The organism is Arthrobacter alpinus (assembly GCF_001294625.1).
Classification (GTDB): Bacteria; Actinomycetota; Actinomycetes; order Actinomycetales; family Micrococcaceae; genus Specibacter; species Specibacter alpinus_A.
Genome location: NZ_CP012677.1, coordinates 1,927,333 through 1,946,000, shown reverse-complemented (window position 1 = coordinate 1,946,000; position 18,668 = coordinate 1,927,333). Strand labels below are relative to the sequence as shown.

At 60.3% G+C, this 18,668-nt stretch carries 13 protein-coding genes and 3 pseudogenes; 7 read left to right on the top strand and 9 right to left on the bottom strand.

Going from position 1 to position 18,668, the window contains the following annotated elements; translation table 11 throughout:
• Positions 1-19: 19 nt before the first annotated feature.
• Positions 20-1,189, bottom strand: a complete 1,170-nt coding sequence (locus AOC05_RS08685; RefSeq protein WP_062006885.1) for a CaiB/BaiF CoA transferase family protein — start codon at positions 1,187-1,189, stop codon at positions 20-22.
• Between the two features lie 562 nt (positions 1,190-1,751).
• Positions 1,752-2,805 (bottom strand): annotated as a pseudogene (locus AOC05_RS08680) (transposase).
• Between the two features lie 778 nt (positions 2,806-3,583).
• Between AOC05_RS08680 and AOC05_RS08675 the strand changes: the two are divergent.
• A complete protein-coding gene (locus tag AOC05_RS08675; RefSeq protein WP_062006884.1) occupies positions 3,584-4,792 on the top strand; it encodes an amidohydrolase family protein in 1,209 nt (402 codons plus the stop codon).
• Positions 4,793-5,223: 431 nt separating this feature from the next.
• Positions 5,224-6,783: a serine hydrolase domain-containing protein gene (locus tag AOC05_RS08670; RefSeq protein WP_082357868.1), complete on the top strand. Its 1,560-nt coding sequence runs from the start codon at positions 5,224-5,226 to the stop codon at positions 6,781-6,783.
• Positions 6,784-7,239: 456 nt separating this feature from the next.
• On the opposite strand, the gene AOC05_RS18890 is transcribed toward AOC05_RS08670, so the two are convergent.
• The 3 genes from AOC05_RS18890 to AOC05_RS18880 form a co-directional block, all read right to left on the bottom strand.
• Positions 7,240-8,166, bottom strand: a complete 927-nt coding sequence (locus AOC05_RS18890; protein ID WP_157374946.1) for a serine hydrolase domain-containing protein — start codon at positions 8,164-8,166, stop codon at positions 7,240-7,242.
• Positions 8,167-8,292: 126 nt separating this feature from the next.
• Positions 8,293-8,451 (bottom strand): hypothetical protein, encoded by a 159-nt coding sequence (locus AOC05_RS20115; RefSeq protein WP_230085270.1) that lies wholly within the window; start codon positions 8,449-8,451, stop codon positions 8,293-8,295.
• A 530-nt stretch (positions 8,452-8,981) separates the two neighbouring features.
• Positions 8,982-9,638, bottom strand: coding sequence for a pyridoxine/pyridoxamine 5'-phosphate oxidase (locus tag AOC05_RS18880; protein ID WP_082357866.1), 657 nt, complete (start codon positions 9,636-9,638; stop codon positions 8,982-8,984).
• Positions 9,639-9,845: 207 nt separating this feature from the next.
• Between AOC05_RS18880 and AOC05_RS08655 the strand changes: the two genes are divergently transcribed.
• Positions 9,846-10,697 carry an SDR family oxidoreductase gene (locus AOC05_RS08655; protein WP_062006880.1) on the top strand — a complete coding sequence of 284 codons (852 nt, stop codon included), beginning with the start codon at positions 9,846-9,848 and terminating at the stop codon, positions 10,695-10,697.
• 320 nt (positions 10,698-11,017) lie between these two features.
• Here the strand turns inward: AOC05_RS08655 and AOC05_RS20110 are convergent.
• Positions 11,018-11,322 (bottom strand): annotated as a pseudogene (locus tag AOC05_RS20110) (IS481 family transposase); the annotation flags it as partial.
• A gap of 302 nt (positions 11,323-11,624) precedes the next feature.
• Here AOC05_RS20110 and AOC05_RS08650 point away from each other — a divergent pair.
• Both AOC05_RS08650 and AOC05_RS08645 read left to right on the top strand, forming a co-directional pair.
• Positions 11,625-11,810 (top strand): CsbD family protein, encoded by a 186-nt coding sequence (locus tag AOC05_RS08650; RefSeq protein WP_062006879.1) that lies wholly within the window; start codon positions 11,625-11,627, stop codon positions 11,808-11,810.
• An 81-nt stretch (positions 11,811-11,891) separates the two neighbouring features.
• On the top strand, positions 11,892-12,152 hold the full coding sequence (locus AOC05_RS08645; protein ID WP_062006878.1) for a GlsB/YeaQ/YmgE family stress response membrane protein: 261 nt from the start codon (positions 11,892-11,894) through the stop codon (positions 12,150-12,152).
• Positions 12,153-12,332: 180 nt separating this feature from the next.
• On the opposite strand, the gene AOC05_RS08640 is transcribed toward AOC05_RS08645, so the two are convergent.
• On the bottom strand, positions 12,333-13,025 hold the full coding sequence (locus AOC05_RS08640) for a sigma-70 family RNA polymerase sigma factor (RefSeq protein WP_062006877.1): 693 nt from the start codon (positions 13,023-13,025) through the stop codon (positions 12,333-12,335).
• 881 nt (positions 13,026-13,906) lie between these two features.
• Between AOC05_RS08640 and AOC05_RS08625 the strand changes: the two genes are divergently transcribed.
• A complete protein-coding gene (locus tag AOC05_RS08625) occupies positions 13,907-14,551 on the top strand; it encodes a LuxR C-terminal-related transcriptional regulator (RefSeq protein WP_062006874.1) in 645 nt (214 codons plus the stop codon).
• 885 nt (positions 14,552-15,436) lie between these two features.
• On the opposite strand, the pseudogene AOC05_RS18870 reads toward AOC05_RS08625, so the two are convergent.
• Positions 15,437-16,610, bottom strand: a pseudogene (locus AOC05_RS18870) (IS110 family transposase); the annotation flags it as partial.
• Positions 16,611-16,902: 292 nt separating this feature from the next.
• The gene (locus AOC05_RS08610) at positions 16,903-17,358 is read right to left on the bottom strand and encodes a dihydrofolate reductase family protein (protein WP_062006871.1); all 456 of its coding nucleotides are present in this window, start codon (positions 17,356-17,358) and stop codon (positions 16,903-16,905) included.
• 379 nt (positions 17,359-17,737) lie between these two features.
• Here AOC05_RS08610 and AOC05_RS08605 point away from each other — a divergent pair, with 379 nt between their 5' ends.
• Positions 17,738-18,649, top strand: coding sequence for a phosphodiesterase (locus AOC05_RS08605; protein WP_062006870.1), 912 nt, complete (start codon positions 17,738-17,740; stop codon positions 18,647-18,649).
• The last annotated feature ends 19 nt before the right edge of the window (positions 18,650-18,668 follow it).

Genomic DNA, 18,668 nt, shown 5'->3' with positions numbered 1-18,668 from the left:
GGCGAGCTGCCGGCCAGGGTCAGCTCCCCAGCCACGAACGCACGGCGGCGTTGTGTTCGCCCAGCTGTGGGGGCGCGTGCGTGCGGACAGGGATGGCCGGCGTCCAGGTGATGGGGTTGCGGATCTGGCGGCCCACGGCCACGCCGGCCGCGTCGTGGACTTCGATGGTGGGATCCAGTCCCAGAGATTGGGCGTATTCGATCCCCTCATCGATCCCCGAGACGTGGCCTGCCGGGACGCCGGCATCCGTCAGTCGGTCCTGCCAGTGGATGGCGGAGCCTGCGGACAGGGCCTCCTCCAGGATCGTCACCAGTTCCTTGCGGTGTGCCACGCGGGCATTATTCGTGGCAAAGCGCGGATCCACGGCAATGTCGGGAATCGCTAGGACCCGGGCCAGCTTCGTGAACTGCCCGTCGTTGCCACAGGCCACGGCCAGCGGCGCGTCGGAGCACTCAAGAAGCTGGTAGGGAACGATCGAGGGATGGTCGTTGCCCATCCTGGCAGGAACGACCCCGGCACCCAGGAAAGCCTGCCCCTGGTTGGCCAGTGCACCCTGCAGGCTGGAAAGCAGGTTCAGTTCAAGGTGGGCGCCCCGCCCGGAAGATGCGCGGGCGGCCAGGGCCGCAAGGATGCCAACGGTGGCATCCTTGGCCGTCAGGACGTCCACCAGGGCAACGCCTGCCTTGAGCGGACCGCCCTCCTGCTCTCCGGTAATGCTCATCAGGCCGCCCAGGGCCTGGACAATGAAGTCGTAACCCATGAGCCCGGCCCCGCCGGCACTGCCAAAGCCTGTGATGGAGGCGTAGATGAGGGCGGGGTTGGCGGAAGAGAGTTCCTCATAGCCCAGGCCAAGTCCGGCCATGCCGCCTGGCTTGAAATTCTCAACGAGGACGTCGGCACGCCGGGTCAGTTCCCGGGCGAGCTCCAGGTCGGCGGGATCGGTGAGGTCAAGGCACACCGATTCCTTATTGCGGTTGACGCTCTCGTAGTAGGTGGTTCCCGTGGGGGAGTGGGGCGGGCCCCAGCTCCGTGTGTCGTCCCCGGTGCCAGGCCGTTCAACCTTGATGACCCGGGCGCCCAGGTCAGCCAGCGCCATGGTGGCTAGCGGCCCGGCCAGGACCCGTGAGAAATCGGCGACAACGAGCCCGGTGAGGGGCCCCGTGGCGGTGGGTGTCTCATGCGTTGGCATGTGGGCCTTCCTATGGAAATTATTCGTACCTGACGCCGAGACTAGCAGCGGCCGGGGGGGCTTTCATTGGATGTTTTGACCGCGCGTTGTGCAGAACAGGCTTCGTGGGGATTTACGCCCAGTGCTGATCGGATTGACCTCATCCATTGGGCGACAAGCCCCGAAGTTGAATGCTCAAGCACCAGAAGCCCGATGAGCACTGCCAAAGGCAGGTTCGATGTCGAGCAGGGTTCCGAAAGCCGCGTGGGCCATGGTGGCGGAGTCTGGCAGGTTGGAAGTGGGGCGTGTTCGAATGAATCTGCCGCGCCGGGTTGCTTGCAGTCTCGAGGGAAGTTCTTGGCTAACAGACGGGCAACTGTGCCGAGAGTACGACGATCGAAGACCCTATTGTTGCCCGCAACTCCCGGGCCGTGTTCGGGAAAGTGAGAACCGCGGAATCTAGCTACGTTTTGCGACTGAATGTTGAAAATGATGGGCGTCATGTGCTGAAAATGATGACCAGAAAATCAGGAAAAGTCAGTTGAATTAGATGAGTAAAAGATGAGTTGGGGCGTTTTTGCGTTTACGTCCCGCTGAGTGGTGGAGTTTGCCTCGACACCGTGCGGGTCAGTTTTTTGATTATGTTGCAGTGAGTTCTGGGAGCAAAATCGCTTCCACTACGTGGGCAGTGGGTGTGGTGTTCATGGCCTTGAGTTCGGCCATGGAGGTTTCGCAAGAGGTAGCGGCGGTCCCCGGCTTCCCATTCGTCATGTTGCTCGACGAGGACAGCTCCGGCGAGCCGTAGGAGCGCTGCGGGGTTGGGGAAGACCCGGACGACGTCGGTGCGTCTTTTGATTTTCTTGTTCACCCGTTCCATGGGGTTCGTGGACCAGATCTGGCGCCAGTGCCTGGCCGGGAAGCCGGTGAACGCGAGCACGTTACGCATGAAATGCACCCGGCAGCGCTGCCAACCCGCACCTTGGAACACCGTGGAGATGGCCTTCTTTAAGCCATTGTGGGCATCGGAGATAGCCAGCTTCACCCCGACAAGTCCACGGGTCTTCAACGACCGCAGAAACGCGGCCCAGAACCCCTCGTTCTCGCTGCCTCCGACATCGAAGCCCAAGACTTCCCTGCGCCCGTCAGCAGCCACGCCGACGGCGACCACGACCGCCTAGGACACGACCCTGTGCCCGACCCCATGGTCCAGGTCCTCACAGATCCGGGACACCTCGGACTTGCCAAATCCCGGTATCAGCCCCGAGCGCCTTGACCAGATCATCGACCTTGCGGGTGGAGACACCGTGCAGGTACGCCTCCATCACCACGGCGTAGAGTGCCTGATCCACGCGGCGCCGGCGCTCCAGCAATGCAGGGAAGAATGAGTCGTTGCGTAGCTCGGGGATCTTCAGGTTCAGGTCCCCGGCGGTGGTCGTCAACGTCCTGGGACGGGACCCGTTGCGCTGGATTGTGCGGGCCTCGGAGCGTTGGAACGGGGCGGCACCGATCAACGCGGTGGCCACGGCCTCGATGAGCTACTGATACAGTGTCTCGGTCGCAGTGCGGATCCCGTCGGAGACATCGGTGAGTTTAAGTTGGCCATGCAGGTCAAGCAAGGCCGACTGGTCTAGAGCCATCGTGTGTTTGCGTTCTTCGTGAGTTCTTTGATCGGTACTCACTGACCATCGCACGATGGCTCTTCACATCAGAAATCCGCTGCTCAGCAACCGGAAACTATACGACTCCACGGGACGTAACCGTTTTTGCCTTGAGCGGCCCAAGATTTGGAGATATGACCGCAGTTCAGAGGCAGGTTGTGCACCGGGCCGGGCTCGAACCGGCGGCCAAGAGAATCTCACCATCTGGATGCTGAGGGGTGCCGCTGCCTATCATTATTTGTGTATTTTCGGGAGATTTCGCCGTTGTTGGTGCCTACGACATGTCAATAATTGCCGTAGTTTCCGGTTGAAATAGGTGAGTAAAAGATGAGTGTCCCTTGGCGACTGTCGACGTCATCGCGGATTTGGCTGCCAGTATCTTCAAAAGCAGGTTCACCAGCGGTCCACTTCAGCGCAGGGCAGGCTAGCGTCCGCGATGACCAGGTTACGCTCGGGACAGGGGCTGGGTTCTGGTGTGGTTTCGAGAGCGAGAAGACACCAGCGTTGATGGGTGGAGGGTCAGGCCCGGATTTCGGATTCTGTGAGTTTTTAGAGCAGAATACTGGTTTGCTCAAAGTTGGAAGTGATGGTTTCCATGCCTCGCAGGGAATCCCTCCGGTACACCAAAGCGTCTGAACATACGATAGAGCTTTTGTGAGCATTTTCCAGATGAGGCACGCATCCCATTACGTGAGCACTATTCTTGAGTTTCGTCGGGGTCTTGCCGGGTTGTTGGTTGTCGGGGGAAAATGGGTACATGCATGCCATTCGGGTTCGTCATGTCTACGACGGTGAGTCTTTTTTGGCTGGCGGTGCGACGGTCTTCTTGGAGGACTGTTCGATCGTCGGTGTTGAGTCCTACGAGTTTCCGGTCCCCGGGGTTTGTCAGGTGACGGTTCACGAAGGGACGTTGCTGCCGGGTCTGATCGACGCCCATACCCATCTCGTTACCGACAGTGGGGTCTCGGCCTTGGACCGGGTTGCTGGCTTCTCCGCTGAGGAGATCGACCGGGTCGTATCGGCCGCGTTGCACGATCAGCTCGTGGCGGGTGTGACGACCGTACGTGATCTGGGGGATCGGCGATTTTGTGTCCTCGAGCGCCGGGATCGGCAGCTGTCGGCTCCTGCGATCGAGCCTACGATCGTCGCCTCCGGGCCACCGTTGACAAGTACGAACGGCCACTGTCACTACCTAGGGGGTGAAGTTGCCGGGACCGAGGAGATCATCAGAGCGGTAGCAGAGCGAGTGGAACGCGGCGTGGACATCATCAAGGTGATGGCCTCGGGCGGTGTCAACACTCCGGGCACCGATGCGATGCTTACTCAGTTCACCGCCGATCAGATGCGGCTGATCGTTGACCGCGCTCACGCGGCTGGTGTGCCGGTGACGGCGCATGCGCATGGAACGCCTGCGGTGGAGCAGGCGCTCTTAGCCGGGGTCGATGGGATAGAGCATTGCTCCTGTGTCACCGCCCGCGGCTTCGGGGAGGTTAGCGAAGAAACGCTCACGGCTCTTGCGCGGAGCCGCATCGCGGTCTGTCCCACCCTCGGATATGACACACATCTGATGCAGGCCCCGCCGCCGGCGATACGAGCGGTGATGGCGAGGATGGGGATGACAGTTGAAGAGATGCTGCAGGTCCGGTCTGACTTTGTCGCCCGGCTGCACCGCAGCGGAGTGCGCCTGGTGTCCGGGGCCGACTCCGGTATCGCGCCGGCCAAACGGCACGGGGTGCTCCCGTACGCCGTGTGTGAGCTGGTCACCGCTGGCCTGAGCGTCGCCGAGGCCCTGGCAACGGCGACTTCGGGTGCAGCGCAGGCATGCGGGGTCGGCGCCCGCAAAGGCCGGATCGCCCCCGGCTACCACGCCGATCTTCTTGGTGTCGCCGGTGATCTTGAGACTGATGTAACCGCGTTGCACCAGCCCCGATGGGTGCTACTACGCGGCCAGTCCGTAAGCCTCTGACCGAGCACAGCCCCAGCTGCCTGTACCCCAGTGAATTGGCGAGACCCGGCAACGGCGCCCCGCGTATCGTCACGCTGATTGCCCGTGCTTGAAGGGATTCCACTGCTGCCTATCGAGTCTGGCCAAAAGGGCATCATCCGCTACATCGAGGGGTTCCACAACAGCCAAAGACGCCATTCTGCACTCGCCTACGGGCTACCGGATGACGTCCACTGCTGTTACAAGTAGCTGGCCACGGCAGCCTAGAGAGAACATCAACCCGCTGTCCAAAAACTCCTAAGCAGCACACAAAATGAGGCGCCGCATGCTCCACCTCGGGATTTGACGGTCACAAGCCCACACCGAAAGCGTCTGCGTGTCCACAAATTCAACGCCATCAGGAGTCTCGTCGACATCTTGCGCGCCAGGGGCGTGATCACTAAAATTTGCCCATGCGATCCAAGTTCGGACAGCGATTATGGATGGAAAAGCTTGTACGTCGGCTGCTACTAGCGGGCGTGCTGGTTGCGATAGTCGCAGCATCGCTCTTATCGATTCCGGCCGTTGCCAACTCTGCGAATCGCGAAACGGATTCCAGTCTCGATAGCTTCGTTCGGCAGCAACGCGCTGACCTCGGACTACCTGGACTTGCCGTTGTCGTGCTCTCCCATGGCTCAGTCAAATTCGAGGGAACCTATGGGGATGCTTATCCTGGCGGGCCTGGGATTACCCTCAAAACACCGTTCTTGCTCGGGTCGACATCCAAACAATTCACTGCCCTAGCAGTTCAGCAGCTCATTTCGCAGCGACGTCTCGCTTTGAGCGACCCTGTCGGAGCTCTTCTGCCGGAACTGGGTGGCGCCAATAGCCCATTTTCGACCGTGACACTGGCTCAACTGCTCAGTCACACCTCCGGGATTAGCGAACGTGCGGGTCTTGAGGAATTCAATCCTTGGCCAGCGGTCACTTCGATTCGGGAAGAGAGCCGGCGCGTTTTGCAGGGCACGCCAACCGCGGTACCGGGCGGGCATTTCGACTACTCGAATGCCAACTACACGCTGCTCGGCGCGATCATCGAACACGTCACTGGGAAGTCGTTTGAGGATGCGCTCCAAGTCCTTGTCCTCGCGCCTCTCGGGCTCACCTCAACCACGAGTGACCTCGAACTTGCTCGCTCGAACGGATTGGCTGCCGGCTACTACAACTGGTTCGGGATCATTCACGTCGTAACGCCTGGGGCGACGTGGCCGATGGGCGCGCCGTCCGCATTCATTACCTCCACTGCCAGTGACCTCACCCACCTCCTGCAGGTGCACCTGGGTGAGCTGGCGGGAATCGGTACTGCAACACTTGCCAACGCCCGGGCTCCCCTTACTCGAGTCAACGAATACAGCCAATACGCCAGCGGGTGGTTTGTTCGCCCGTTCTGGGAGCTGCACGACAACGACGAGAACAGCACCGACCCGAGCCTTCCAACGCTGTGGGAGCATTCCGGCAGCACAGAACGATCGGTGTCGTACCTTACATTCGCGCCGTCCCTTGGCCTGGGCGTCGTTGTACTGAGCAACTACAGCCTCGGTACCGACCAAGACAAATTCTCGCGATTCACTGAAGCGCTGTTGCACAAGATCGTCGGCACCCGAGACAGCCCGGCCGTGGTGGACCCTCTCGTTGCTGCGGCGCCGCTCATCATGATCGGGCTCCCCATTCTGCAGCTGATGATGGTCGCCTGGCTCATCTTCGCAGCCGCACGCCCGCGGCACTCGCGCACCGGGCGGTGGCTTCCGATCCTTGTCGGCACCTTGATAACAAGCGCAACAGTCTTTTTTGCTCTGGTCGTCGTGCCAAGCCGAACACATACACCCATCTTCGAGCCGACTTGGTGGAATAGCACTCCCGACCTCGCAGTGTCAGTTGGGATTAGTCTTCTCGCAGTCATGAGCTGGATAGCGCTGATCGCAGTTTGCCTCACCCGAAAGATGATCAACTTGACGGAGCAAAAGCGCAGCTAAGTCACCCAGCGGAGGCTATCGATCTACCTCATCGGACGCTTCGCCAAATTACCGGAGTGGCCACCATGAGGTGGTATCGCCTACAACGGTGACGCGGCCTCAGTCGAACCATAGATCCATGCGGCATCCAGGATGATCCTTCGAGGCTGGGAACGCCGCGTCGTTACTTCTGGCAGTGACTGGACCCTCGATCTTGACCCTCCATTTCACGGTTTCATAAAGCCGTTCAGCTATCGGCTGCTCTGACGCGACCATAGACCACCCGGCCTTGTCTTGGTCCACTACCACGACGTCGTATCCCACAGCGCGTAAGTGTGGAAGGCACCGCCTCGCAGCGGGCCGGTCAGCAGGAGTAATTCTCAGCGGTCGCGAGCGCGTCCAAGAAGGCTTTCTGACCCGATTGGGCACCCGGCAGCCGAGTGGGCGTCGGGTGTTGCTCTGGTAGGTGCCGCCGAGTCAGTGTTGCTTGGGGCGGGTGAGCCAGCCTGTCAGCGCGATGGCGACTCGTCTCTGTTGAGCCCGTTGTGCCAGACCATGGTACCCGCGGTGCCTGCTTGTGAGTCGATAGCCCAGAGCATGCCCGACACCTGGCCGGGGCGGGTGGGGATGTTGGGGATGGTGTGCTCGATCGGTCGAATCGAGGCGACACCCGGAGCGGAGCCGTCCAGTACTGAGTTGGCCAGCCGGGTCATGTTTGCCAAGGCACTGACCACGCCGATGGCGGGGCCGTAGCCATTTGCGACCATGGCTGGGAGCGGCGCCCGGCCGCCTTCCACCCTCGCGGGGCCGCACTAGCCGGGCAGGGAGGCTGGTGGAGAGCATTCCTGTGGAAGTGAAGATCCGCTTGGGGAGCAGGGTTGAGTATTCGCATCGGGCCACGCGGGCCAGCAGCTCCCCGAGAACGGCGGCACCGAGATTTGAATACCGGCACTGGCCGCGGTAGGTCAGCTCCTGCCGGCTCGCGAGGGACAGCACTGAGGTGGTTGCGATGGACCGGTGCGGGTCTGTGCCGAACAACTCGGAACAGATCGACGTGGCTGTCATCGCAGGTGTTGACGGGAGCCGGGGCAGTCCGGAGGTGTGGGTGCACAACTCCTGCAAGGTCACTGTCCCGCGGTCCCTGCCGGCTGTCTCGGGCAGCAGTGAGGCGACCATGGCATCCAGTTGTACCTCGCCGCGACTCACCGCCTCGGCCAGAAGCATCCCGGTGAACACCTTCGCGAGTGAACCGACCTCGAAGTAGGTGCCCTCATCCGCGACGACGAACGCCATCCGTGATCCGGTCACCGAATCGATCACCCCCGCGGCGAGCCGCCGGGTCCGCCGCCCGGAGAGGCGAGCGAGTGCCGCCGCTAACTGTGCATCGCCGGAAGCTGGCTGCACACGGTGTGCGACGGCCCGGAACTAGCCGGCCGCAGGGACGAGAAAGTACCCGGCCCCAGAAGCCCGAAAACGATCCCTGTCACTTGAGCGATCATTGTGGCGTTCCGTTCAACGTTTCGGGAGGTTTCAAGGCTCGCGATGTTCGGCGAAGTTGACCACCGTACCGTCGGGGGCGCGGACGAAGCACCATCTGATGCCCCACAGCTCCGTGGTCAAGGGGTGAATGATCTGATAACCGCGTTCACGGGCCCCCGCGTCGACGTGGTCGACCTTGACGGTGAGCACGGGATCCTGGGGGCAGTCGGATCCTGCGTCAGGAGCTGGATGTGGTCCCCTGAGCCGGGCACTATGAAGCGGGTGACCCAGTCCAAGCCCAAGTTCTGCCCCTCGAGTCCGAGATAGTCGGCACAGGAGGCCTTCGCTTCATCAATATTGGGCACAGCGAGCTCGATTGTCAGATGGATGACGTGCATGTGCTTCTCCGGTCGTCGGTTCGCTCCCGTTATCACAATCGTGCCGTGGCACCCCTGGGGTGTCCACCGGGGAGGAACCAGAACTCAGCTGCACCCTGTCCTGGAGACGCTGGCCAACCGAGTGAAACCGATTACTGGACAGGTGGCTCTATCACCGAGGGCAGATCGTCTTTGCGGGAACGCTTGAAGCCGTCAGGTTGACTGAAGTACTGAATTCATTGAAAATTGTGAGTTTTAAGCGGCAGCGTCTTCCTCTAGCGAAATGGAAGCCCGTGCTTCGAGATGAGGCGACTCCCGCAACGGTATCCCTCTGCGTTGCGGATGGTGCATCGTGGGGGTGCCTCACGGCCATAAGCGTTGCTTGTCCCATGCGGTCGCTGTTCGCATATAACTGAGGCGTTGGTGGTTGCGGTTCGGATCGCCTTGCCAGAATTCAACTGATTTAGGTACGACGGTCCACACGGTCCAATGGGGAGAAACAATCCCGGGGTCGGCCTCCATGGCGGCCTGGGATTGTGTGATTAGTTCATCCCGGCCGGCATCAGTTGAAAAGGTGGAACTCTGTCGAGCGGCAAGAGCGTTGGCTCGGGTCCGTGGGTGGCGTGCGAGGAAGTCGGTCGCTGATTCTGCAGGGGTAGCTCGTTGCGCGGCTCCACGGACCCGCACGGCTCGGGCGAGGGGACTCCAGTAAAACGTTAGGGCGCAGTTTGGATTCGCCAATAATTGGCGGCCCTTGGCCGAATCGTCACCTGAGGCGATCTTAAATCCACAGTCGCTACTAATGTCCTTGACGGTTACCACCCGGGCATCGGGCATGCCGTCAGCATCGACAGTCGAGAGCGTCGCTGCGTACGCCTCAGGCAAACCCGCATTTATAGCGTCCCGACGCCAGCGCAGGAACAGCTCTTGCGGTACATCCGGCGCTGAAGCCCACGCGAAATCCGGCTCCTGCCCGACAATTGACGGAACCGCTTGATGCTCATCACGACGTGTCTGCATCGTCCCATTCTCCACAACTGCACACCATTCTGAAAGCTTGAAGTGTCTGGTAGCCAAACTCCCTGCGTCCGTCCAATACCGAATATGCCGGCGGTGCGCCGTGCTGATGCCAACTGGGGGGTTTCGATAAGCTAGTACTGTGCCTCGCTGCTCGGCAATCGGGCCTCGAGACTATCCGAACGAACAGTGTGGTCTGAGGAGTATGAAATGACTGTTGTAATTGCCGGCTGCGGTGACCTTGGCACTGAAGCCGGGCTGCGGTTCGCTTCTCTGGGCCATCGGGTGATGGGACTTCGACGCTCAGCGGAGAAACTGCCATCCGAAATCGAAGGCCAGTCGATTGATCTGTCGGTAGAGGTTCCGACGCTGCCGACGGACACCGCCATCGTGGTGGTTGCCATGAGCCCCGATGAGCGCAGCGTGGATTCTTATCGAGCGGCATACGTCAACAGTGTTCTGCGTGTCGCTGCTGCCATCAGTAAAGATTGCGCTGCGCCACCGAGAGTGCTTTATGTGTCATCGACAGCGGTTTACGGTATTGATGACGGATCTTGGGTTGACGAGACGTCTCCGACCGAGCCCACCTCGCCGACTGCAGTTGTGCTGCTAGAAGCAGAGGCGACCTTGCTCGAGCTGATTCCCGAGGCGACGATCCTGCGCCTTGGAGGCCTCTACGGGCCAGGACGCACTCGAGAAATTGATCGTGTACGTCAGGGGGTCGCGACGATCTCATCCGAGCCAGAATTCACTAGTCGGATCCATCGTGACGATGCCGCAGCAGCCATCGTGCACCTCATGACCATGGAGACTTGGCCTCAGGCCGTATATATCGGCGCCGACGACCTCCCAACCGATCGTCGTGAAGTCGTTGAATTTTTGGCACGCAGCCTTGACCTTCCGGCCCCAGAAATTGCCAACGATTCCTCGCAGGAGCGGGGGAGCCGCGGCAAACGATGCCACAACAACCGGCTACGGGAGACTGGATTCGAGTTTTCTTACCCCACCTATAGGGAAGGTTATGCGGCCGTTCTTGAAGGTAGCGGAGTCCGCCACGCCTAGACGCCTGAGCCGACTTTGCTTGAACAACACGGAAATGTTGTGGGCGCCGATCAGCGGCCGGATCAGTCCCTAAATCCCTGTCATACGGGAAATTCGTGGCCTGTATTGGGCGGCTCACGCACCGCCCGCAGATCGATGTCTACACTGTGCGCCCCGCGCCGTCGCCCGAGACGAACGACTCCCTGTCAAGGAGGGTTCGGGCTCGCCTATCCAGGGCGAGTGCCACCTGCCGAACAGGAGATGCAGGACGTAAATTTCGTCGCAAGTTGCCTCCGCGAATACCCTGAATTTGAGCAAGAACGTGTTCCGGTAATCGCAGCATCCACTCCCTCGAACCAGATCGACTGCGGACCGCTGTCCCAGACGGACTGAGCCAGGCGTTTACGGAGCCGCAGAACCACCGCCTTGGTCCGGTCCCCATGAACCCTTGCAGGCTTCTTTGGGGCCCTGGAGTGCGGGTGGAGGGCCTTCTTGCCTTCAGCGATGTAGCGTTTCATCACCTTGAAACAGGAGGGCCTGCTGATGCCCCATTCCATGCATAAATCTGAGATGCTCACAGCAACTGGCAGGTCCGGATTGAACTCAATGATCTGAGGCGGATCGACGCAGATGAGGTATTTGACACCCCCTATTATCAAGAGATCTCGCGGCCAGTCCGGAACCGGACAACACTCCGGCTACTTGTAGACGATGTCCTGAGTGATGTTGTAAACAATGTCCTCAGAGATCTCATTGTGGCCACCGCCACCTGCGATACCAAAAGAAACTCCTTGCTAAAGAAACTGGTATCGAAGATGTTTGAATTGCATTGTTGGGGGAATTGTAATGGTTGAGGCTGGTGGCGCCATTGCCACGTAGCCCGGAAACGGACCGAAGAGCAGCGGCCGGTCGGCCCCTCGTGCTTTTCGTTCCATGAAGGAGACAACCATGGGTATCGCAGACAAGTTTGAAAATAAGGCCGAGGAGCTCAAGGGCAAGGCCAAGGAGCACATCGGTGCAGCCACTAACGATCGGGGACTTGAAGCAGAAGGCGAAGGGGACCAGGCCAAGGCCGGTATTAAGCAGGCTGGTGAGCATGTCAAGGATGCAGCCAAGGACGTCACTGGCCGCTAACCCTCGCGGACTCACCTGGGCAGGCCCATATTGGGCACGTCCCCACTCGATCTGAGAAGTTGAAACAAAAGGAGTTAGTTCATGAGTTTTATCGCGTTCCTGATACTGGGACTCATCGTTGGTGCGATAGCAAAAGCCATCTTGCCCGGCCGTCAGCGTGGTGGCATCCTTATCACCATGCTCCTGGGAGTCGTGGGGGCCTTGATCGGTGGATGGATCGGTGGGGCGATCTTCGGCGTCGGGCTTGAGAATTTCTGGAGCCTCCAAACCTGGCTGGTCGCCATCGTGGGCTCACTGGTCGTCTTGGGCGTCTATGGCGCCGTTGTGCGGCGCCGCGCCTGACACGAGCCGAGCACACGGGCCCAATTCAGATCTGGATAGATCGAAGAGTTGGACATGAATTCCTGTGACGAGCACTTCCGCCAAGGACCATCTCTAACGTGAAATTTGGGCGGTCCCGTCCGGCGTCCTCCATGGATGACGCCGGACGGGACCACTTCGCGTTGTTTCCAGCGCTGTCGACTACTTTTCCGCGACCTGGGTCACGCGACGCCCGAGACGGTCGAGTAACTGTTTCAGGCGTCGTGAAATCTGCATTTGACTGACACCCAATTCTTGGGCGATCTGCCCCTGCGACAACTCCAGGACGAAGCGCAAATGAAGTAGCAGCCGGTCTTCCTCGCTCGTGTCGCTGAGGGCAGTTTCAAGCGTCAGCCTTTGCTCCACGCGTTCATAGCCGGGGTCCTCCGTAGCCAGAAGGACGTCGTGCCCTGGGTCCTCATAGCTCGTTGGCGAGTCATTTTGCTCGATTGGTTGGGCGACCATGGCTGTCTCCGCTATCAAGGCCAGAGTGGTTTCCATCACTGAAATGCCAGCGGCCGAACTCAGATCGGCGGTTGAGGGATACCTTCCCAGGTGCTGCGTGAGCTCGGGGCGCACCCGCCTGATCTTGAGCCTAGCTTCCTGAATGGGCCTCGGTGGCCGCACCACCCAAGAATGATCCCTGAGATATCGTTTGAGCTCACCATTGATAGTCGGCACTGCAAAGGCCATGAACCCATGATTTCCTAAGTCGCGGTACCTCTTGGCAGCCTTCACGAGTCCGAGCCTGGCTACCTGCTGCAAGTCTTCGGCCTCACATCCCGGGGCGCTATAGCGGCGCGAGAGAGCGTCGGCGAGCCCCATGAACTGAAACACCAACTGATCAGCGCTCATCCCGGACTCCAACCTCGTTGGTTGGGGCGAGAGGGGAACGCCAGTAGACGAAGGCACGAGTGCGAAAGTTCGGGAGATTGACTCCTTCAACGTATCGCCAGCATTGGAGTCACGGAACAACGGAGAAGTCCTGGTATTTCGACAAACGGTGGGCATACTTGTCTCTTGAAGTCCGGGCTGCTGAGTTTGCGAGTACATCAGGTCGCACACGTCCGCGGCGGTCAGCGGGATGCCAGACGGATAACAGCGATTTTTTCGAAAGGAATAAGGTACCCATCCCAGCGGTGCTCGTAGCTTGGCAGGAAAACCGCCTCGGCTGAGAACGTGCGCTGGCGGTGCCGGCCGGACGCTACAGCCCACATGACGCGGACGTTGTTCCCCTCGAGGGCAACCACGTATCCGTGGATCTCGATGCTGGCATCCCTGACCACAACCCTCGCAGCCGTTGCCTGCAGGTCAGCTGACGATCGGGTATGAAGAGGATGTACCTGACGCAGATTTACCCGTTTCGTGGTCGTTGTTGACACTATTTGACCACCAGGTTTTCAACGGGTGGGGGTGTTGACTGCCCGGGGAGTTGTGGGTTATCCGGCCCTGTGGCGGTGAGTCCATTGCGGTGTAACGCCATGACTATTGCTTGCTCACGTCGTATCAGCGCCGCGATCCTTCTGGGGTTAGCGGTGTTCCGGTGCTCATCCTCGGCCAGGGCTAATAGAACAATAAGCTCTCGAACACTCGCCTGGCCGAGATCGTCGTCCTCAGACGTGATTCTGTTGATGGTTTGGGCTGAGTTCATCCCAAAAGCATAATTATCAATGGGGGTGACCGTCTTCACCCCAAGGGGTGAACTCTCGCGCCCCCTGCTGACGTAGGCTGGAAGTATGGCAAACCTTCGCGTCGCCCTGGTGGATGACTATGAAATCGTCCTAAGAGGGCTGGAGATGATGCTTCGGTCCTACGGGGATACCGTCGAGGTCGTCGAACTCGACCTCAATCGAGATGTGGCCGCACCTGTGGACCTCACGCTCTACGACACGTTCGCGGCGACGCCGGGAGACGGTGCGGATGTCCACGAACTGGCAAGCAATCCGCTGGCTGGCAAGGTAGTTGTCTATTCGTGGGACCTCGATGAAACTCGAATTAGGGCTGCACTGGCTAACGGAGCCAGCGGTTACCTCTCCAAAGGTCTTCCCGCTGCCAGCTTAGTTAGTGCCCTTCACGATATTCATCGGGGCGAAAGTCAGGTTTTCCCAGGGCACAGTGGCCAATCGAAATCGAGCCTTGGTGATTGGCCCGGTCGACAAGAAGGCCTGACCCAGCGCGAGGCAGAAGTTCTTGCCCTTATCACCCAGGGTCTAGGCAATGCCGAGATAGCAGAAAGGACCCGGTTATCTATCAACACCGTCAAGACGATAATCCGTAGCTGCTACCGCCGGATCGAGGTAACTGACCGCTCCAACGCCATCCTCTGGGGACTCGAGCACGGATTCTTTCCGGACCACAAACGCGTCCGACCGCGACGGTAATTAAGTACTTTAAGCGGTCCGCATCGTATAACCTGACGAGCGCGCTCTCTAGGTCAGTCTGCCCGGATCCTGCTGGGTGAAGCTAGTGGTGGTAAAGCGTTTCCTCCTACCTTCGGCGTGTCGTCTCCGACGGGACACCCCGGGAACGCTTCCTGACGCTCTTCCAACACGGCATGTCCCACCCTGGCCTAGGGTCAGGGGATGCCGCGATCTTCGCGTCACCTGCACCCAATGGCACGGCGAGTGCGGCCCCCCCCCAGTGGTTCAGCTCGTGGGAAATGGATGGGGAAGGAGGAAGCACTCTCGTTCTCCATGCCCGAGGCTGACCCAACCAGTTTTCCAGCTGGCAGCGATCGTGCGGCGCAATCTGGAGACGGCCGTCCAGGGCTCAAAGGCGGGTGGCGATGCCACAGCCTTGAAGGTACTTGAGCTGATGCGCCGCAACCGTGGCTGGGACAATTAGTCCCCAACTCTGATATTCGCCTGCCTGACATGACAAGGGCGGGAACCGCGATCTGCTGCGGTCCCGTGAGTTAGCCGTCTTGCTCATCAGCAGCTGCCAGAGCTCTTGCGTGCAGCGCGTGAGGGCAACATAGAGTCCGTTCCAGCCTCGCTGCTGGGCAACAATACTTGGTGCGGCAATGAGTAACGTTGCATCCCATTCCAAGCCTTTGGCGTCTGTTGCCGAAAAAACTGGCACGTCGGGCAACGCTGCGCGCAAAGCCGGCACTCGATCGAGGGGTGTCCCGATTTTTTTCGTCTAGGGGTTTGCGAGGATTTTTCACAGTTTATTGATGCGTGATTTCGGTCAGGAATGAGTTGCAAGCAAGGCATACCCGTAGGGGTGTGTTCTTGCCCCGGCTTGGCGGTTTTGGCGTCTGGTTGGGTGTAGAGGGCTCCGTCGGGGAGCATCGCGAATACCACGTCGCAGCGCCTGCGTGCGAAGGCGATCAGGGCTTGGTTGTGGCGTTTCCCTTGGGCTCGTTTCTTGTCATAATAGGCCCGGGAGAGCGGGTCTTTCAAGGCGGCGAACGCGGAGAGGAAGAACGCCCGCTTCAGGGACTTGTTGCCTTCCTTGGAGGGTGATCACCACGGATCGAGGTGCCCGATCGCCAGGGCACTGGTGCCAGCCCGGCGTAGGAGGCGAGGTGACCGGCGCTCTTGAATTCCTTGACCGAAACCTCGGTGATGATGCGTGCTTCTGTCCTGGCCCCGCCCGCGGGCATGGAGGTCAGGACAACGTGAAGAGGGTGGGCCTCAACGAGTTCTTCAACCTGGGTCAAGTCCTCATCCCTGGCAGTAGGTAGCTGCTTGAGCATGCCCGCGAGCTGGCGCAGGACGATGCTGGCAGCTCCGGTCCCTGAGCCCACCACCGTTTGCTCATCCAAAGCGGCGAAGAGATCTGTGGTCCACCGGTTCCCAGCCCGTGGTGCATGGCGTGCCATCAGCGTGCTGAAACGGGCCTGGCCTGCTTTGCGGAGCTTGTCCGCGGACGGGTACGTCAGTAGTAACTCGTCCATGGCTGGATGGTCCAGGTGCGCCCGATGACTCGTTCCTGGGCGGGGTTGATCTGGGTGAGTAGGCCGCGGATCCGATTCGAGGTCGCCGTGGCATGTTTCGCCAGATCGTCATCGAAACCGCACAGCATCGAGAGTTCAGCGGCTTGTTCATCAGCGATAACGATGGTACTTAGCGTATGCGGCAGAGACCGGGCTGCCTCAGCAATAATGGCCGCATCCTGGGCATCGGTCTTGGCTTCTCAGGGATGCAGGTCCGCGATGCGACGCATCGCCAAACCCGGAATATAGCCAACCAAGATTCCCTCAGCCTGGGCCACAGCGACCCGCAGCGCAGCAATGGTCAAAGGCTGATCCACGACCAGCAACACCGCGCCCTTGCCTCCTACGGACTTGATGATGGCACGGAGTTTGGCCTCGTCCTGGTGCAGGGCCCGGTCGAGGAGTTTCTTGCCTTTTCGGTCGATAGCGACCGCGTGGTGATTGCTTTTGCCCACGTCAACACCAATGAAGATATCGACGTCCTCATGTCCTTTGATCACCGCAAACCTCCCTGAAATAGTGTCCTGTGAAACCTTCGTTGGCTTGTCCTGCGGCGGCAAGGCTCGACATCTTTCGTTACGGCTGACCTACACGGTGGTTCGCTGTGCTGGTCCGGCCCCCATTAGCGATCCACTGGCGCCTATCGAGCCCCGGCGGCAACACCCCCCTGATCATCAATGACCGGGGGGATTTAATCCTGCCGGGACCGACAGGCCAACAACCCCAATTCTTACTCAATTTGGGGACTACTAAAAGGTAACGGGTCTTGGGCCAAATCATCAGGCAGCTGCGTCAATCAGGCTGGCGCAGCGCGTAGTGCATGATGACGTTGCCGGAGCTGGTTGAGGACGCATGGAGAAGTTCCAGAAGGGTGGGTGGGACGGTGTCGTCAAAGAGCCGGCGTCCGTCGTTGGTGACCACCGGATGCGTTGTCAGGATCAGCTCATCGATCAGCCCCTGCAGGAACAGTGAGCGGACCCTCTCAACGCCGCCGCTCACGAGTATCCCGCCGTCGCCGTGCCCGCGAAGGCTCTTCAGATATTCCACGGGGTCGCCCGTGATCCGGGTGCTGTCCCACGGCAACTGCTGCGCCACTGTGGAGGAGAGAACATGCTTACGCACAGGATTGATCCAGCGGCTAAAGTCATCATCGGACCGCGGCCAGTAATGGGACCATTCCAGCCAGAGTTTTCGGCCCATCACGACGTCGGTGACCGGGGTGATCACGTCGGTGACCGGGGTGATCACCTCGGTGATCAGCTGGGCCTACTCAGGACCAAATGCGTTGTATAGCCATAAGTTCGGACTTTCAACCACGCCGTTGAGGGGGTTGAACAGGTGTGCGACGATCTCGCGACCCATGCCATGGTGGTGACTGCCCTTCACTGAGAACTCTGCACTGCCTAGCGTAGAAGCCGCAGGTCCACAGTTCAAGGGCGGGGGTAAAACTCAATACCCGCGGAGCAGGGTCGATGAGGGGGGCATGCCGGATTCTCCCGCAGGGAAACCCAAACGTTTTAGCAAACTACCGCCAGGGTTAGTGCTTAGTTCACGCGGTCGGTGGTTGGATGGGGGTACATGAGAGGGACACGGCAGCCGCCGCATCCACCTGACCATTAAGGCAGCTATGAACTACTTCGAGGCCGAGCACCCGCGACCGCGACACTTCCTGCTTCACCTGAGCGACACTCACCTGCTGGCAGGTCCGGGTCCCCTCTATGGGGCGGTGGACAGTGAGGAGCGGTTGCGCCAAATCTTCACTGAGATCGCAACGTCCGGGGCCCGGCCGGAGGCGATCATCTTTACCGGCGACCTCGCCGACAAAGGCGAGCCCGAAGCGTACGCCAAGTTGCGCCAGATCGTGGAGCCCGCCTGCCAGGACATGGGTGCACAGGTGATCTGGGCCATGGGCAACCACGACCATCGCGGAAACTTCCGCGCAGGCCTGCTGGGAGAGCCTGCGAACAGTGACCCCGTGACCCACCGCCACTTCCTGAACGGGCTGCGGGTCATCACCTTGGATACCTCGGTGCCGGGCTTCCATCACGGCGAGATCGGCTCCGAGCAGCTCGAGTGGCTGGCTGCCGAACTCGCCACGCCCGCCCCTGACGGCACCATCCTGGCACTTCACCATCCGCCGGTGCCCAGCGTGCTGGACCTTGCCGTGCTGGTAGAGCTGCGCCGACAGTCCGAACTGGCGGCTGTGTTGCGCGGCTCGGATGTGCGCACCATCCTGGCCGGCCACCTGCACTACTCAACCACCGCCATGTTCGCCGGGATCCCAGTCTCCGTTGCAGCCGCCACATGTTATACGCAGGATCTGAACGTGCCGGCAGGCGGCAGCCGCGGCCGCGACGGCGGCCAAGCCTACAACCTGGTCCACGTCTACGAACACACCATTGTCCATTCCACCGTACCGCTGGGCTCCGGGACCACCGTTGGCGAGCAGGTCAGTGCCGAGCAGACACAGCAACGCCTCGCTACGGCCGGGGTGCACATCCCCGACCACGCGCTGCGCACTACCGGCATTGCGGTGTAGGCACAACAGCGCGGGCCCG

What these genes read in the sequence shown, in the direction of transcription:
- AOC05_RS08685 (WP_062006885.1), bottom strand. Translation starts at nt 1,189, where the DNA reads ATGCCAACGCATGAGACACCCACCGCCACGGGGCCCCTCACCGGGCTC.
- AOC05_RS08675 (WP_062006884.1), top strand. Translation starts at nt 3,584, where the DNA reads ATGCATGCCATTCGGGTTCGTCATGTCTACGACGGTGAGTCTTTTTTG.
- AOC05_RS08670 (WP_082357868.1), top strand. Translation starts at nt 5,224, where the DNA reads ATGCGATCCAAGTTCGGACAGCGATTATGGATGGAAAAGCTTGTACGT.
- AOC05_RS18880 (WP_082357866.1), bottom strand. Translation starts at nt 9,638, where the DNA reads ATGCAGACACGTCGTGATGAGCATCAAGCGGTTCCGTCAATTGTCGGG.
- AOC05_RS08655 (WP_062006880.1), top strand. Translation starts at nt 9,846, where the DNA reads ATGACTGTTGTAATTGCCGGCTGCGGTGACCTTGGCACTGAAGCCGGG.
- AOC05_RS08650 (WP_062006879.1), top strand. Translation starts at nt 11,625, where the DNA reads ATGGGTATCGCAGACAAGTTTGAAAATAAGGCCGAGGAGCTCAAGGGC.
- AOC05_RS08645 (WP_062006878.1), top strand. Translation starts at nt 11,892, where the DNA reads ATGAGTTTTATCGCGTTCCTGATACTGGGACTCATCGTTGGTGCGATA.
- AOC05_RS08640 (WP_062006877.1), bottom strand. Translation starts at nt 13,025, where the DNA reads ATGAGCGCTGATCAGTTGGTGTTTCAGTTCATGGGGCTCGCCGACGCT.
- AOC05_RS08625 (WP_062006874.1), top strand. Translation starts at nt 13,907, where the DNA reads ATGGCAAACCTTCGCGTCGCCCTGGTGGATGACTATGAAATCGTCCTA.
- AOC05_RS08605 (WP_062006870.1), top strand. Translation starts at nt 17,738, where the DNA reads ATGAACTACTTCGAGGCCGAGCACCCGCGACCGCGACACTTCCTGCTT.